The sequence below is a fragment of the Paraburkholderia sp. J7 genome, from assembly GCF_905220155.1.
Taxonomy (GTDB): Bacteria; Pseudomonadota; Gammaproteobacteria; order Burkholderiales; family Burkholderiaceae; genus Paraburkholderia.
On record NZ_CAJMYZ010000021.1, the window covers coordinates 121050 to 136599 of the forward strand.

At 66.2% G+C, this 15550-nt stretch carries 13 protein-coding genes; 3 read left to right on the plus strand and 10 right to left on the minus strand.

Translation table 11 applies throughout. The annotated features are described in order from the left end of the window. Positions 1–10: 10 nt before the first annotated feature. Positions 11–973, plus strand: a complete 963-nt coding sequence (locus U5A58_RS29795; protein WP_321964106.1) for a TauD/TfdA family dioxygenase — start codon at positions 11–13, stop codon at positions 971–973. Positions 974–988: 15 nt separating this feature from the next. On the opposite strand, the gene U5A58_RS29800 is transcribed toward U5A58_RS29795, so the two are convergent. Further along, positions 989–2266: a D-amino acid dehydrogenase gene (locus U5A58_RS29800; protein WP_415774315.1), complete on the minus strand. Its 1278-nt coding sequence runs from the start codon at positions 2264–2266 to the stop codon at positions 989–991. A 143-nt stretch (positions 2267–2409) separates the two neighbouring features. After that, positions 2410–4041 carry a methyl-accepting chemotaxis protein gene (locus U5A58_RS29805; RefSeq protein ID WP_321914417.1) on the minus strand — a complete coding sequence of 544 codons (1632 nt, stop codon included), beginning with the start codon at positions 4039–4041 and terminating at the stop codon, positions 2410–2412. Positions 4042–4387: 346 nt separating this feature from the next. Between U5A58_RS29805 and U5A58_RS29810 the strand changes: the two genes are divergently transcribed. Then, positions 4388–5611, plus strand: a complete 1224-nt coding sequence (locus U5A58_RS29810) for a YeeE/YedE family protein (RefSeq protein ID WP_321964109.1) — start codon at positions 4388–4390, stop codon at positions 5609–5611. A 107-nt stretch (positions 5612–5718) separates the two neighbouring features. Here U5A58_RS29810 and U5A58_RS29815 read toward each other — a convergent pair whose 3' ends face one another. The 7 genes from U5A58_RS29815 to U5A58_RS29845 form a co-directional block, all read right to left on the minus strand. Further along, positions 5719–6306, minus strand: a complete 588-nt coding sequence (locus U5A58_RS29815; protein ID WP_321914419.1) for a YSC84-related protein — start codon at positions 6304–6306, stop codon at positions 5719–5721. 197 nt (positions 6307–6503) lie between these two features. Then, the gene (locus U5A58_RS29820) at positions 6504–7445 is read right to left on the minus strand and encodes a DUF2950 domain-containing protein (RefSeq protein WP_321964110.1); all 942 of its coding nucleotides are present in this window, start codon (positions 7443–7445) and stop codon (positions 6504–6506) included. A gap of 26 nt (positions 7446–7471) precedes the next feature. After that, positions 7472–8881, minus strand: coding sequence for a DUF3300 domain-containing protein (locus U5A58_RS29825; protein WP_321964111.1), 1410 nt, complete (start codon positions 8879–8881; stop codon positions 7472–7474). 237 nt (positions 8882–9118) lie between these two features. After that, positions 9119–10477: a TAXI family TRAP transporter solute-binding subunit gene (locus tag U5A58_RS29830; RefSeq protein ID WP_321946055.1), complete on the minus strand. Its 1359-nt coding sequence runs from the start codon at positions 10475–10477 to the stop codon at positions 9119–9121. 127 nt (positions 10478–10604) lie between these two features. Further along, a complete protein-coding gene (locus U5A58_RS29835; protein WP_321964112.1) occupies positions 10605–11039 on the minus strand; it encodes a MarR family winged helix-turn-helix transcriptional regulator in 435 nt (144 codons plus the stop codon). Positions 11040–11089: 50 nt separating this feature from the next. Next, the gene (locus tag U5A58_RS29840; RefSeq protein WP_415774316.1) at positions 11090–12283 is read right to left on the minus strand and encodes a thiolase family protein; all 1194 of its coding nucleotides are present in this window, start codon (positions 12281–12283) and stop codon (positions 11090–11092) included. Positions 12284–12437: 154 nt separating this feature from the next. Then, a complete protein-coding gene (locus tag U5A58_RS29845; protein WP_201699604.1) occupies positions 12438–12974 on the minus strand; it encodes a carboxymuconolactone decarboxylase family protein in 537 nt (178 codons plus the stop codon). Between the two features lie 149 nt (positions 12975–13123). Between U5A58_RS29845 and U5A58_RS29850 the strand changes: the two genes are divergently transcribed. Then, a complete protein-coding gene (locus U5A58_RS29850; RefSeq protein ID WP_321964113.1) occupies positions 13124–14059 on the plus strand; it encodes an AraC family transcriptional regulator in 936 nt (311 codons plus the stop codon). A 29-nt stretch (positions 14060–14088) separates the two neighbouring features. Here the strand turns inward: U5A58_RS29850 and U5A58_RS29855 are convergent, their stop codons facing one another. Beyond that, positions 14089–15522, minus strand: coding sequence for an efflux transporter outer membrane subunit (locus tag U5A58_RS29855; protein WP_415774317.1), 1434 nt, complete (start codon positions 15520–15522; stop codon positions 14089–14091). Positions 15523–15550 lie beyond the last annotated feature (28 nt).

Below are 15550 nucleotides of genomic sequence, written 5' to 3' on the forward strand. Positions count from 1 at the left end.
GAGACTTTCGATGTCCGACGTTCAAACGCAGCGCCCCGCCGTTTCCGTTCCGTCCGCGCATCTGCATTCCGCCAGGGATCAACACGCCGATACCACGCTCGACCTCCATCAGGTCGCGGGCCGCATTGGCGCGCGCATCGACGGTGTGCGTCTTCACGCCGATCTCGACAGCGCCACGTTCAACGCCATCAACGCCGCCCTGCTGCGTCACAAGGTGCTGTTCTTCCGCGGCCAGCAGCATCTCGACGACGCCTCGCAGGAAGCCTTCGCGCGGCGCTTCGGCGAGACGGTCGCACACCCCACGGTGCCCTCGGTGGAAGGCGGCAGCCTGCTGGAGCTGGATTCGCTGCACGGCGCGCGCGCGAACTCGTGGCATACCGATGTCACCTTCGTCGACGCCTACCCGAAAGTCTCGATCCTGCGCGCCGTGGTGATTCCGCCATTCGGCGGCGACACGGTGTGGGCCAACACGGCCGCCGCATACGCACACCTGCCCGAGCCGCTGCGCGCCCTCGCCGACACGCTCTGGGCGCTGCACACCAACGCCTACGATTACGCTTCCACGCACGCGAACGCCGACAGCGCACAGCTCAAGCGTTACCGCGAAGTCTTCACGTCGAAGCTCTACGAAACCGAGCACCCCGTGGTGCGCGTGCATCCGGAAACGGGCGAGCGCACGCTCGTGCTCGGCCACTTCGTGCAACGCCTCAAGGGCCTCTCATCGTTCGATTCGGCGCATTTGCTGCAGGTATTCCACGAACATGTCACGCGACTCGAAAACACGGTGCGCTGGAACTGGCAGGAAGGCGACGTCGCGATCTGGGACAACCGCGCGACGCAGCACTACGCGATCAACGACTACGGCGACGCGCGACGCATCGTGCGACGCGCGACCGTGCGCGGCGAAGTGCCGGTGAGTATCGACGGACGCTCGAGCGTGGTCGTGCGCGAGGAAGGCGCGACGCTTCAGTAACGCCTCGATGGCGAATCAGCGGCCCGGCGCAAAAGCGTCGCCGTCGATCGGCAGTTCGCGCTGCGCCAGCAAATCGGCGAGCAGTTGCGCGCTGCCGAGCGCGAGCGTGAAGCCCAGCGCGCCGTGCCCCGTGTTGAGCCACAGGTTGCGAAAATGCGTGGCGCCGATCACGGGCTTGCTGTCCGGCGTGGCGGGACGCATGCCGGTCCACGTCTGAATGGCGTCGTAGTCGCCCGCATTGGGGAAGGTTTCGCGCGCCTGGCGCGTGAGCAGCGCGATGCGGGCTGCGTCGGCGTGCGGGTTCATACCCGTGAGGTCGACCATGCCCGCAATGCGCAGCCGCTCGCCGAGCGGCGCGTAGACGACCTTGTGATGCGCGTCCGTGACGGAGACGCGCGGCGCGCCCTGTGCGTTCGCGTTGGGAAGCGTGAGGCTGTAACCCTTGAGCGGATACACGGGCACGTGCACGCCGAGCGAGGCAAGCATCGGCTGGCTCTGGAAACCCAGGCACACCACGAAAGCGTCGGCTTCGATGTCGCCTTGCGAGGTTTGCGCGGCCAGCACGCGCAGCCCTTTCGTTCGCAGTCCGGAGAACTCGGTGGCGAGTTGCAGGTTCACGCCGTCGCGCTGCGCCGCGTGCGCGAGGCCGCGCGTGAACCGATCGCAGTCGGCGGCCTCCTCGCCTGGCGTGTGGATGCCGCCCACGATCTCGCCGCCGATATGCGCAAGCGCGGGCTCGAGCGCCACGCATGCCGCACCGTCGAGCGCATGCTGCACGCAGCCTAGTTGCGCCTGGTATTGCGCCTGGCGGCGCGCGCCCTCGAAGCCTTCCCGATCGCGATACACCACGAGCTTGCCGTTGCGCACGTAGTCGAACGAAAGGGCTTCGCGCTCGACGATTTCGTGCATGAGACGCTGGCTCAGAAAGCCGAGGCCGAGCAGTTCAGCCGTAGTCGCGCGGCTGCGTGCGCGCGTGCAGGCGCGCAGGAATGCGGCGCACCAGCGCCATTGGTGAGGGTCGAGCCGCGGCACGAAGCGCAGCGCGGCCTCGCGCGAGAACAGCCATTGCGGCAGCTTGGGGAGCACCGATGGGTCGGCGAGCGGCGCGACGTAGCTGTAGCTGAGCTGGCCGCCATTGGCGTGGCTCGTTTCACGCGCCACATCGGCGTGGCGTTCGACGAGCGTGACCTCGTGTCCATCGCGGGCCAGCGCATACGCCGTGCTTACGCCAATCACTCCACCGCCCAAAACGCAAACTCGCATGTTCCGTTGTTCTCTTTCGCAGACGGCCAAACCCGAACGGCCTATGCCGCCAGTCTCGCCGGGAACGCTGGGGAACTCAATTGCGATTTGCGCGCGGGGTATAACCTCAGGTTAAAGCCTAAAGCGGACGAAAGTTGCCCTTGCAACGGCAAGGACAACCCCTAATGCCAAGCTCAGGCGAGTGCTGGCGCGCCGCCACGCGCTGCGCGCGTGTCCGCCTCGGCAGTCTGCGCCGGTCGCGCGAGCGCCTGCCCCGCACCACCCAGATTGAACACCGCCACGGCCGCCCGCAGCAAATCGGCCTGCGATTCGAGCGACTGCGCAGCCGCCGCCGCTTCCTCCACGAGCGCCGCGTTGCGCTGCGTGACCTCGTCGATCTGCGCGATCGCACGGTTCACCTGTTCGATGCCGTCGCTTTGCTCGTGCGTCGCGGTCTCGATCTCGCCCATGATCCCGCTCACCCGCGCCACCGCATCCCGCGCCTCGTCCATGGTGCGGCGCGCGTCTTCCACGAGGCGCGCGCCCGCGCCAACGGTCGCCGCCGAGGCCGCGATCAGTTCCTTGATCTCCTTGGCCGCCGTGCCCGAGCGCTGCGCGAGGCTGCGCACCTCGCTCGCCACGACCGCGAAGCCACGCCCCTGCTCGCCCGCGCGCGCCGCCTCCACCGCCGCATTGAGCGCGAGGATGTTGGTCTGGAACGCAATGCCTTCGATGATGCCGGTGATCTCCTCCACCTTCTGCGACGAAGCCGTAATGTCGCTCATCGTCGCGTTCACGCGGGCCACCACCTCGGCGCCGCGCGTGACCGTTTTGAGCGCGGTCTGGGCGAGCCCGCTCGCTTCCTTCGCGCCATCCGTGTTCTGGCGCACCGCGGCCGAAAGCTCCTCGATGCTCGCCGCCGTTTCTTCGAGCGCCGCCGCCTGCTGCGCCGTGCGGTCCGAGAGATCGACGTTGCCAGACGCGATCTGCTTCGCGCCCTGCGTGATTTCGTGCGTGCTGGCGCGCACGCGCGAGACCGTGCCCACGAGCCCGTTGCGCATGGTCTGCAGCGCGCTCAGCAACTGGCCCATTTCGTTCTTCGAGCGCACCCGCACATCCACCGTGAGATCGCCCGCGGCGATGCGCTCGAAGTGCCGAATCGCATGGTTCACCGGCTTGACGACGGCGGCGGCGAGCCCCACGCGCGCAATCACGCCAATCGCCACGCCGACCACGCCGATCAGCCCAAACACGATGAGCGACATGCGAAAGCGCTGCGCGGCGGTGTCGGCATCCCGCTGCTGACGCGCGGTCTGCCAGTCTTCGAGCGCCTCGATGGCCTTCGCGTAGTCGCCGTAATAGCGGTCGGCGGTTTCGCCCTGGATCGTGCGGAAGGTGTTGAAGTCGTTGTCGACGAGCGACTTGTACTCGGGCTCGAGCGCCTGCGAAACAAGCGCCTCTCGCGCGCGGCTCACGGCCTGGGCGAGGCGCGCCTCTTCGGGGTCGTCGAACGGGCCGGCGCTGTAGAGCGCGAACTCCTTGTTCGAATTCACGAGCACCTGGTGCGCCTTGTCGAGCAAGCCGTCCGTGGCCTTGCCGACGCTGAAGAGCGTCTCGTAGCCGCCGAGCGCAAGGCGCACCTGGAGCAGGCGCTCGGAACTGGTCTTGAGCGCGTCGAGCGCCTGCGCGCCGCGCTGGGCGTCATGCAGGCTGTCATTGGTGATCTTGAGCGCGCCATACGACACGCCGATCACCGTCAGCAGAAACGCGACGAAGATACCGATAACGAGCGTGAGCCCGCGGCGAATGGTGATGTTTCCCAGCATGAGGTCTCCGTGGCGTTTTTTTATCTTCCAGCCGATGCGAATCTGCGCGGCCCGACGCGCCTTCGCACCTCGTCTCGCCTAACGGCAGACGATGCACGGCGCTGGATAGGGGAAATCCATGATGCCTGCATGGCTACGCGGGCTTTGGCGAGGCTTCGTCCCAATGGGTGGGAAACCCCGTCTGGCAAAGGTTTGCGGCAATGTCTCGCGGCTTCGCGCGGGCCAGAGGAAGTCGGCCTGCGGGCTCTGTCAGACCAGGTTGCAAATCGTGCTATCGTTTTGCTTTCACCGATTGTTTTTCCTGGCCGCTTTCTTCCTGGCCGCTTTTTCTCGCGGCCCTGCTCCCATGTCCGACCTCTCCACGCCGCTCGCGCCCGCGCCGCGCCAACTCGACTCCATCAATCCCAAGCCGCTGGGCATCGCGCTCTTGCTCGTCGCGCTCGGCGCGGTGTATCTCGCGCAGACCGTGAGCGCGCGTCAGGCGGCGCTCTACGTGGTCGGCGCGCTGCTCGGCATGACGCTCTATCACGCGGCGTTCGGCTTCACTTCCGCGTGGCGCGTGTTCATCGCCGACGGCCGCGGCGCCGGTCTGCGTGCGCAGATGGTCATGCTCGCCATTGGCGTGCTGCTGTTTTTTCCGGCGCTCGCGGCAGGAACGCTCTTCGGCCATCCGGTCACGGGCGTCGTCTCGCCCGCGGGCACGTCGGTCATCGTCGGCGCGTTCATGTTCGGCGTGGGCATGCAACTGGGCGGCGGCTGCGCCTCGGGCACGCTCTATACCGTGGGCGGCGGCAGCACGCGCATGGTCGTCACGCTCATCGCCTTTATCGTGGGTTCGGTGGTCGCCACCGCGCACATGCCGTTCTGGACGTCGATGCCGCAATTGAAGCCGTTCTCGTTTGTGAACGCGCTCGGCGCCGCGCCCGCCATCGCGCTCAACCTCGTGGTGTTCGCGCTCATCGCCGCGCTCACCGTGGTCGTCGAAAAGCGCCGCCACGGCCGCCTGGTCAACGAGCCGCGCGCGCCGCACACCTCGCCCTGGCTGCATGGCCCGTGGCCGCTGCTCGCCGGCGCTGTCGCGCTCGCGATCCTCAACTTCGCGACGCTCGCGCTCTCGGGCAGGCCCTGGGGCGTGACCTCGGCGTTCGCGCTGTGGGGCGCTAAAGGTTTCGCTGCGCTCGGCGTCGACGTCGCGAGCTGGACGTACTGGATGGCCGGCCCGAACGCCGCTGCGCTCGCCGCCCCGGCGAGCCACGATGTGACCACCGTCATGGACATCGGCATCGTGCTCGGCGCAATGGCAGCGGCGTCGCTCGCGGGCCGCTACGCGCCGGTGTGGCGCATCCCGCTGCGCTCCCTCATGGCGGCCGTGATCGGCGGCCTGCTGCTCGGCTATGGCGCGCGCCTCGCGTACGGCTGCAATATCGGCGCGTATTTCAGCGGCATCGTCTCGGGCAGCCTGCACGGCTGGCTGTGGCTCGTGTGCGCGTTCGCGGGCAATGTGCTCGGCACGAAGCTGCGCCCCTTGTTCGGCCTCGAAGTCGAGCGCGTGAAGAACACGGGTTGCTGAAGCGGCGTGCGGCTGGCCGGTTCTAGCCGCCAGGAAACGACAAAGGGCAAGGCTTAACGCCTTGCCCTTTTTACATGATCCGGCGCTTTTTACCGGAACGTGCGGCGTCAGATATTCAGACGCGTGACCTTGGTGCCCGCCAGCGAGACGTCGGCCATCAGGCCCGCGTTGGTCAGCACGAAGGCCTCCACCGGATGCGTGGCCGTGTTCGTATCGATCACGCCGTTCGCGCCCACGGTCACGAGCGCGACCGAAGCGTCGGCGCCCGCGGCCCAGCCATCCGTCGCGCGGAATTTGTCGAGCGCGTCCTGCGTCATGAAGGCGAAGATGAGCGCCTTCGACTGCGCGCCGGCCTGCAGACCAAACGAGCCCGACGCGGTGCTGTAGTAGCCGACGGTCGCGCCACCCACACGCAACGCGCCCTCGCCATACTGCGCGCCGACGATGAAGCCGGCCTGCAGCACTTCGGGGAACACCAGCACGCCGCGCGATTTCGCGAGAAGCTCGTGCGAGCCCTTCACGGTCGAAAACAGCCGCGAGAGCGTGCCGTCCACCGATGCGTCGATCGACTGGCGCTTGGACATGTTCTGCGACGCCGTGGAGGTCGTATCCGTGGTCGTGGTACAGCCTGCGAGCGTGAGGCCGCCCGAGGCAAGGGTCACCGCCGCCGTTAGCATGAAGTTGCGTCGTTGCATTTGGTTATCTCCACACGAATGAGAGTGCGGGGAAGTTCGAGCAAGCCGCATGCCCGACCTCTCCGCTTCCGTTGGCCAAAGCCCGCTTCGGGCGACAGCCACGTCGCCGTGGCTGGATTGTGCCCGAATTCCGTGTGGAGCGTCTGTCAGAGAACGACGTCAGCAATCATGCCGCCCGGCGGACGGCGAATCGCCGCTCAGGGTTTGGTGGCCTGCCAGGACGAGTCGGGATCGAACGCCTTGATCGCCTCCGCCGTATGTGCGCCATTTGGCCCGAGATTCTTCTGATAGAGCTGGCCGTCCTGGTTGATGATGAAGCTCATCACGCCCGTTTTGCCGTATTGCGCCGGCCAGGCCACGAGCGCGAAACCGCCGCTCAAATCGCCATTGTCGAGGTAGCTGCGTGCACCACCGCTGGCGTGCGGCCCCTGCGCGGTGAGAATGCGGAAGTGATAGCCGTGATATCCGTCCTTCGGCGTGATCTTCGCATTGCCCGGCATGGCTGCCGCGAGTGGTCCGAGCGGACTTTCGGCCTCGCCCGGCTCGACCGGCCAGTAGAGACCGTCGTGCTTGCCCGGCGTGCTTACGAGCCGCTGCGCGTAGTGCTGCGTGAGCTTGCGATAGTCGTTCTGCGCGTCGACGTAGGCGAGCGAGGTGAGCATGGCTGCACGCTCGTTGCGGCCAAGGCGGCGCGTGAGGATTTCGCTCGCGCCTTCACGCGGGTCGAAATGCCAGCCCTTGCCCGACTGCACGAGCGGGATGGGCAGCGTCCAGCCACTGTCGCCCACCTCGACGTGAGCCCTCGCCTTGCCGGCAACCGGCGTGGCGTCAGACACGACACGATGGCCCTTCGCCCAGGCGCCAAGGTAGTCGTCGATATCGTCCTGACCGATGCTCTGCGTGGGGATGAACGTGGTGAAGTCGTTGCCGAGCACGTGCTTCATGGCGCCCTGGTCGTTGGTCGCGAGTGCGTCCGTGAACGCGTTCGCGGCAGCTTCGGGCGTGGCGAAGACGGCTTGTGCGTAAGCGGCGCCGCCGAAGGGGGCCGGCAGCAACGCGGGCGCGCCAAAAAGCGCGAGTGCCGTGCCGAGCGCGAGCGCGTAGTCGTGCGGCAGGCGGCGTGCGGAAATGCGGATCATTTGTAGACTCCTCATGAGATTCAACGTTATCGACGGCCGAAGTGACGCCCGCCGCCACCCCCGCCACCGCCGAACCCGCCGCCACCACCACCGCCATGGAAGCCGCCGCCACCACCGCCTCCGCCGCCGGCATGGAAGCCACCGCCACCGCCGCCGCCCTGGAACGCGGTGCGGCTTTGCTGACCGCGCTGCTGATCGAGGCGCGCATTAGCACCGTCGCCCGCGCCGCGTAACGCATTGTCGCGATTCGTGTTCTGCGCACGGTTGTTGAGGTCGTTCGCACGGTTCGCGTTTTGCCCGCCGTTTTGCCCACGGTTGTTCAACTCGTTGCCACGGTTCGCGTTTTGCCCACCGTTTTGCCCGCGGTTGTTCAGTTCGTTGCCACGATTGCCGTTCGGCCCGTTAGCGCCGCCGGCATTCGGCCGGCCGCCTTCCTGGATGCCCTGCAACCGCTGTTGGGCATTGCCGCTCACGTTCTCGCCGGTGCGGTTCTGCAAGGTCTGCATGGCCTGCTGGCGCGACTGGTCATAGCCGCGGTACTGGTTGCGCTGGCCGTTCAGGTTCGCGTTGTTGTAGTTCTGGCGACGCTCGACATTGGTGTTGCGATTCCAGTTCGCCGTACCGCTGGTCGAGTTGATGCGGTTATTGACGTTGATGTTGTTGTAGCGATTGACGTTGATGTTCACGTCATGATTGTTCCAGTTGAAGCCACCCCACAACGAGTTCGCGACCGCGATACCCGCACCGAACGCGAGCCCGCTCACGAAACCCGAGGCAATGGCATACCCCGGAGGCGGCGGCATGTACACGGGCGGATAGGCCGGATACGGCCACGCGCCATAGACCACCGTTGGGTTATAAGTCGGCACATAGACCACCTGCGGATTCGCAGGCTCGATCACGATGGTCTGCGTGGTCGAGGTGCCCGAAGCCGGCTGGACCACGACTTTCTGCTGCTCGTTGGACTTGAGGTTGCCCGCCTTCTGGGCCTGCACGCGCAGGCGCTGCACGGAGTCCATCACGTCGTTGGGCTGCGCGAGAAACGCGTTGCCGATCTGCTGGACCCAGTCGGGCTTCGACGCCATGGTTTCGAGCACTTGCGGGAACGCCACGAGCGACTGCACGCTCGGGTCCCAAGGCTCGGAGGCCACGGCCTTCACTGCGTCGTCGCCTTTGAGATTCGGGTTGGACTTCGTCCACGCGGCGGCGGCGGACACGTCTTGCGGGAACGTGGCGGCCATGAGCACCTGCGCGAGCAGCGCGTCGGGATAGAGCGCAATAGGCGCGGTAAGTGAGTCGAGCTGCTGGCTGGAAAGATGCGCCGCGTTCTGCGCAAGGGCGGCAGTGGGCCCAAGCGGCCCCACGAAAAGCGGCGCACCCGCGAGTGTGGCACACACGAGCCAGGCAAGGCGCTGGCTTGCACCGGATGTTTTCACGTTATGGTCCTCCCGGTTACGAATAGTGGTTCTGATATGCGTAGCGATGGAATATTCGCAAACCTCTCACAACTAGCGGCGAACGGCACAATCTCCAAAACGCTACGGCGTGCTACACAAAAATAAAGGGGCAAGACTCGGGGTGTCAATGGAAGATATGTTTCAACACCATGGTTACTCGACGTGCATCAATGCGAGCGAAAGCAACGTTGACAGCAACGATATCGTGAATGCCGATCAGACCGCGTTCGAGTGCGACTGCGACTCGTTTGCACTCAAATGCATACGCACGAAACCCACGTGTTCGCGCAGCACGTAGAACGCGTCGGCGTACGCGAGCGGCATGCGCAGCGTGTTGAGCGAACGTTCGATCTCATCGAGTTCCTCGACCAGCGCGCGCCGTTCTTCTTCGTTCGTATGGTTGAGCGCGTCGCGTTCGATGGCGATGAGCGCGCCGTAATAGCGATAGATGCGCGAACGCACGCGCCAGCGATACAGCGCCGGTATCGTGCGCAACGCTGGGATCACAAGCACGGCCAACGGCAGCAGCAGCACCAGCAAGCGGTCCGTCACGCTCGCCAGCCAGAACGGCAGCGCGCGATAGAGAAAGCTCTTGCCCGACTTGTAATAGCGCATGGCGTCCTCGCTCACGCGGAAGTCATGCACCGCCGGGCTCGGAAACTGGCCTTCTCTCTGCAGCAGTCCGGGCGCGCCGTTCACCTCGCCCGCCGCTTCGATAAGCAGATCGGAGAGCGCGGGATGCAGCGTGTCGCGCGCGACGAGTTCGACGGTCGGGCCGATCAGATGCACGGTTTCGCGTGGCTGGCGCCTGCGCAAATCGAGCACGCCAGGCGGCAGGTCGACGTCGTCCAGGTACGGAAAAAGCCGCGTATAAGCAGCCGCTTCGCCAAAGCTCATGACCGAAATGCCGGGGATGTCGAGCAGGCGCAACATGAGCGCGCGCGTGGTTGAGTCGCCGCTCAGCATGGCGGCCTCGACGCGGCCCGAGACGAGCGCCGTGGCCGCGTCCATGCCGTCGAGCGGCAGGAACGTAGAGTCGCCGCCAGGGTCGATACCATTCGCGGAGAGCAGCTTGAGCGCAAGCTCGCGCGTGCCGCTGCCCACACGGCCAATGGCGATGCGCATGCCGTTGAGGTCGGCGAGGCGCGTGAGACCCGAGCCGCGATAGAACACGATGATAGGCAGATATGCCACGCTGCCAAGCGACATGAGCGAGCGTGTGTCCACACCGTCGGCCACGCCGCCCTGCACGAAGGCGAGGTCCACGCGTTGCTTCGGATCGAGCAGGCGCTGCAGGTTCTGCACCGAGCCGTCCGATTCGAGGATCTTGAGCTTCACGCCGTTGCGCGCGAGGATCGCGCGATAGGCTTGCGCCATCTGCATGAAGGAGCTGTCCGCAGGGCCCGCGCTGATCGTGATCGTGCGCGGCGGCGCGGGGTCGACGAGCCAGAGGACAAGACCGACGACCACCGCGCAGAACAGGGCCACGGGCAGCGTCGTCAACGCAATATCGCGCCAGGCTGGGTGCGCGTGGTCACGCAGAAAGTTGGGCGGCGGCGGTCGATATCGTCTCATGAGAACCCGGCGGCAAAGCGTCAGACTCCTGGGATTCTCATGATGCCATTTTCGCGCCAGATCTGATCGCTGGCGTGGCCGCCTTGCCCGAAGGGCTTACGAAACGCGTGCTTGCGTAAGTGGAGTGTCAGCCCGCTGCCGCTTTCGTGAGTGCAAACAGTTCAGAGCGCAACGCTTTCGCGCGGTCGCGCTTCATGTGCTGCTCGAATTCGGCCTGCGCTTCGAGCCATAACGCGTGCGCCTTGTCGAAGCGGCGCAAGCCCGCAGCCGAAAGACGGTAGACGAGCGTGCGCGTGTCGTGCTCGGCCGCCGCCGTGAGCACGAGGCCGTCGCGCTGCAACGGCTTTAACGCGCGCACGAGCGTCGTGCGGTCCATCACAAGGTCGTCGGAGAGTTCGGCGGCCGTGGCGTCGGGCCGTCCCGCGAGGCGCGAGAGGATGGTGAACTGCGCGGCCGTGACGTCCGCCTGCGAGAGGTGCCGCTCATAAAGCTGCGTGACGAAACGTGCCGCCTGCCGCAGCGCAAAACAGTTGCATTCCTCGCGTGTGATCCGCTTCGTCATCGTGTTCCCCGCCTGTATCCCAGTCCAATTCGCCTCACGTGGCCCGGCCATCATACTTTCTCAAGCGCGAGCGCGATACCCTGGCCGCCACCGATGCAAAGCGTCACGACGCCGCGACGCAGCCCGTCGCGCTGCATCGACCATGCGAGACGCGTGGTGAGAATCGCGCCCGTCGCGCCGATCGGGTGGCCATGCGCGATCGCACCGCCTTCCACGTTCACGATGTCCTCGGGAATGCCAAGTTGCTTCATGACCGCAAGCGGCACCGCCGCGAATGCCTCGTTGATCTCGAAGCGATCGACATCGGCAAGCGACCAGCCTGCGCGCGCCAACGCGAGTTGCACGGCGGGCACGGGGCCAAGGCCGAACATGCCCGGCTCCACCGCCGCCACGCCCCACGCCACGAGCTTCACCATTGGCGAAAGCCCCTCGCTTTCAGCGAAGCCGCGCTCGGCCACGAGCATCGCGCTCGCCGCGCTGTTTAGTCCTGGCGCGTTGCCCGCCGTGATCGTGCCGTCCGGGCGAAACGCGGGGCGCAATCTTGCAAGCGCTTCGAGCGTCGTGTCGGGGCGCGGCGCTTCGTCGGTATCGATGCGCTCCATGCCCTTCTTGCCCTTCACTTCCACCGCGGCGATTTCTTCCTTGAAGCGCCCCGCCGCTTGTGCGGCAGCAAATCGCTGTTGCGAACGCACGGCCCAGTTGTCCTGCTCGGCACGCGTGAGCGCGGACTGCGTCACCAGGTCTTCCGTATGCCAGCCCGAATGCTGGCCCGAAAATGCATCGACGAGACCGTCGCGCAGCATGCTGTCGTGAATCTCGGCGTTGCCCATGCGATAGCCCCAGCGGCCGCCGTCCAGCAGATAAGGCGCGCGGTCCATGTTCTCCATGCCGCCCGCGAGCGCAACATCGGCAAGACCCAGCATCACCTCCTGCGCGGCGCTCGCAATGGCTTGCGCGCCCGAGCCGCACACGCGGTTGACCGTGAGCGCGGGCACCTGAACCGGCACGCCACCGCCAAGCTCGGCCTGACGCGCAGGATTCATCTTGTTGCCCGCCTGGATCACGTTGCCGAGCACCACGGAGCCGAGCCGCGCGGGATCGAGTTTCGCGCGCGCGAGCGTTTCGCGCACCGCCGCCGCGCCTAGCTCCGTGGCGGGAACGCCCTTGAACGCACCGTTGAAACCGCCAATTGCCGTACGCACCGGCTGGCACAAAACGATCTCGCGCGAATTCAGCTTGCTCATGGACAACTCTCCTTTGATGTACGCCGTTCCACTTACATTCTAAGTATGCATATGCACACTTTCAAACGATTTTGTCGAACATGCGCTCGCGTGCGCTGGCACGATTGATGTCGTGTCCAGCGCACGCGGGGTGGGTAAAACTCTTGCCGTTACATTACGGCGCGGCCGGAAAATCCAGCGTCGTATCGTTGATGCGGTTCACGAGGTTCGTGAACGTAATCGACGTCACGGCGAGCGCAATTTCCACGATCTGACGCTCGGTATAACCGGCTTCGCGAATCGCGCTCACTTCCGCTTCCGGCAGCGTGCCGTGCGTGGTCACCAGCAGGCGAACGAAGTGCACGAGCGCGTCGCGCTTTGCGTCGCCGGTCGCGTCTCCTGCGCGCACCGCCTTCATCGTTTCCGGCGCGAGGCCTGCGAACTTGCCCGCCAGCGTGTGCGCCGCGAGACAGTAATCACAGCCCGCCACTTCGCTCACCGCGAGCTTGATCGCTTCGACGTCGGGCTTCGACAGTGTGCCAGCGGCGATCACGGCTTCGACGTTGAGCAGCGCGCCCAGCGCTTCCGGGCTATGTGTGCCGATCGTGGCGTACGCGTTGGGCACCTTGCCCACGGCCTTGCGGATCTTCGCAAAAATTTCAGCGGCGGCGCCGGTAGCGGCTTCAGGCTTGATGGCGGAAAGACGGGACATGTTTTGCTCCTTTAACGTTGCATGGTCGCGAACGGCTGTCTGTATCGCGTTGCCATCGTCGATGGCATGGATGCAGTGTATGCGCGCACCATCGCGCTTTTAATGCCAGAATGGCGCGACTTCATGCTCATTCGTCTCACTCGCCCACCATGGATCTGCTGAGCCGCCTTCTCGCGCTGATGCCCGTTGCCGGCCGCCTCGACGTGCGCTGCCATTTCGGCGCGCCCTGGCGCATCGATGAGCCCGGGGCGAAGGAGCGCGAGATCCGCTATCACGTGCTGATTGCCGGACGCGCCATCGTGGAGGATGCGCACGGCGCGCCCGTCGCGCTTCATGCTGGCGACATCGTGCTGTTTCCGTCGGGCAGCGCGCACGTGCTGCACGATGGCAGCGGCGCGGCGCCCGCCACCGTCGCCACGCGCATGGAAAACGGCGTGACCGTCGAAACGAATGTGGGCGAAGGCGCCGCCGCTGACGTGCTGTGCGGCCGCTTCCTGCTGCCGGCCGTGCCGCAGCGCCTGCTGCGCGAGAATCTGCCCGCGCGCCTCGTCGTGCATAGCGCGCGCGATGGCGCGCAGCCGCCCGAACGTCTCGTGCGCCTGATCGCGCTGTTGCGCGACGAAGCCTATGAGGCAGCGCCTGGCAGCGAGTCGCTCGTGAACCATCTGTCGGGCGCGCTCTTCGGGCTCACGCTGCGCTATGCCAGCGCCGGCGACGCCCCGCCGCGCGGCCTGCTCGCGCTCGCGCAGCGCCCGCGTCTGCAACCCGCCATCGACGCCATGTTCGAAACGCCCGGCAAGCCCTGGACACTGCCCGAGCTGGCCGAGCTTTGCCACATGTCGCGCGCGACGTTTGCGCGGCACTTCGACGAGGCCATCGGCCGCTCGGCCGCCGATGTGCTCACCGATATCCGCATGACGCTCGCGGGCCGCATGCTCGCGCAAGGCAACGAGAGCGTGGCGGAGATCGGCGAATTCGTGGGCTACCAGTCGGACGCCGCGTTCCAGCGCGGCTTCAAACGCCACGTGGGCATGACGCCCGCGCAGTGGCGCTCGCTTGCGCGCGAGGCGGCTTCCGGCGCTTGAGGTCGAGGTCACGGCGTTGTCCGTGACTTTCAGCCGCCGTGCTCGGGCGTTTCCTGCGCGAGCACCACGTCGCCGCTCTGGCTCCATCCGCCGCCGAGCGACCGGTACAGCGCGACCGCCGCTTGCGCGCGCTCGCGCTGCGCGTCGTTGAGCAGGTCCTGATCGGCGAGCAAGGTTTGCTGTGCGTTCAGCACGTCGAGAAAGTCAGTCGCACCGCCCTTGTAAAGCTGATTGGCAAGCTTGAGCGACTGCGCCGACGAAGCCAGCGCGTCGTTCAACTGCTGCGTCTGGCTGGCCGTGCTCACGAGATCGCTGCGGCTATCTTCCACTTCGCGCAAAGCCTGCAGCATGGTCTGCTGCAGATTCAGCTGCGACTCGCGCATGCGGCTCTCGCTCTGGTCGATGTCGGCCGTGATGCGCCCCGCGTTGAAGATCGGGCTCGTCGCGCCGATCGCCGCGCTAAAGAGGTTGTCGGTGAGCGTGGGCATGCCGAGATAGGACGCCGCGAGAATGCCGTCCGTGAGATTGAGTGTGAACTTCGGATAGCGTTCGGCGCGTGCCACGCCCACTTCCGCCGCGCGCTGCTGCACGGTAGCGTAAGCGGCCTGCACATCGGGACGGCGCAGCAGAGCTTCGGAAGGCAGCATCTGCGGCACGCTCGCGGGCACGCCAGGAATGGGCGCCGTTTGCGTCAGGGCGAGTTGCGCAACGGATTCCGGCGTGCGCCCCGTGTACACCGCGATCAGGTTCAACTGATGATCGATGCTGGCCTGCGCGCGCGGGATACGTGCCTGCAGTTCGCTTAGCTGCGTTTGCGCACGCGCGACGTCGAGTTGCGTGGAGAGGCCGTATTTCAGCCGGTCTTGCGTGAGCAGCAAGGTGCGCTTGCGAATCTCCAGGTTATCCTGAAGGATCTTCAACTCGGCCTGTGCGTAGCGCAGATCGACATACGCCGATGCCGTATTCGCCGCCAGCGCGAGACGTACGGCATCGAGCGCATGCTTCTGGCCCACGAGGTTCGCTTGCGCCGCGAGCAGATCGAGCCGCTCGCCGCCGAATACGTCGGGCGACCAGCTCAGCGCGAGCCCCGCGCCCGCCTGCTTCACGTAGCCAAGCGGCGGCGGCGTGTTCTGCCGCTCATAGGCGCCGTGCGCCGTGAAGTCGAGTTGCGGGAGCAGCGCCGCATGCTTTTGCGTAGTGATCGCTTGCGCCTGCTTCACGCGCTCGGCGGCGGCCTGCAAATCGAGGTTGCCTTCGAGCACCGTGGCGAGCAGCGTGTCGAGCGTCGGATCGCCGAACTGCGCCCACCAGGCGCGTGCTTCGATGGCGTCGTGCGGCGCGTCGATACGCCATGCCGTGGGCGCCGTTTCGTGCACCGTGGCGCTCAGGTCGGGATGCTGCGCGGGCTGCACCGCGCACGCGGCGAGTACGGCGGCAGAAAGCAGGGAGAGCACGAGGCGCATGGGCTTCGATGAGCGTTCAGGAGTGGTC

What these genes read in the sequence shown, in the direction of transcription:
- U5A58_RS29835 (WP_321964112.1), bottom strand. Translation starts at nt 11,039, where the DNA reads ATGACGAAGCGGATCACACGCGAGGAATGCAACTGTTTTGCGCTGCGG.
- U5A58_RS29820 (WP_321964110.1), bottom strand. Translation starts at nt 7,445, where the DNA reads ATGATCCGCATTTCCGCACGCCGCCTGCCGCACGACTACGCGCTCGCG.
- U5A58_RS29855 (WP_415774317.1), bottom strand. Translation starts at nt 15,522, where the DNA reads ATGCGCCTCGTGCTCTCCCTGCTTTCTGCCGCCGTACTCGCCGCGTGC.
- U5A58_RS29830 (WP_321946055.1), bottom strand. Translation starts at nt 10,477, where the DNA reads ATGAGACGATATCGACCGCCGCCGCCCAACTTTCTGCGTGACCACGCG.
- U5A58_RS29845 (WP_201699604.1), bottom strand. Translation starts at nt 12,974, where the DNA reads ATGTCCCGTCTTTCCGCCATCAAGCCTGAAGCCGCTACCGGCGCCGCC.
- U5A58_RS29795 (WP_321964106.1), top strand. Translation starts at nt 11, where the DNA reads ATGTCCGACGTTCAAACGCAGCGCCCCGCCGTTTCCGTTCCGTCCGCG.
- U5A58_RS29840 (WP_415774316.1), bottom strand. Translation starts at nt 12,283, where the DNA reads ATGAGCAAGCTGAATTCGCGCGAGATCGTTTTGTGCCAGCCGGTGCGT.
- U5A58_RS29810 (WP_321964109.1), top strand. Translation starts at nt 4,388, where the DNA reads ATGTCCGACCTCTCCACGCCGCTCGCGCCCGCGCCGCGCCAACTCGAC.
- U5A58_RS29850 (WP_321964113.1), top strand. Translation starts at nt 13,124, where the DNA reads ATGGATCTGCTGAGCCGCCTTCTCGCGCTGATGCCCGTTGCCGGCCGC.
- U5A58_RS29815 (WP_321914419.1), bottom strand. Translation starts at nt 6,306, where the DNA reads ATGCAACGACGCAACTTCATGCTAACGGCGGCGGTGACCCTTGCCTCG.
- U5A58_RS29805 (WP_321914417.1), bottom strand. Translation starts at nt 4,041, where the DNA reads ATGCTGGGAAACATCACCATTCGCCGCGGGCTCACGCTCGTTATCGGT.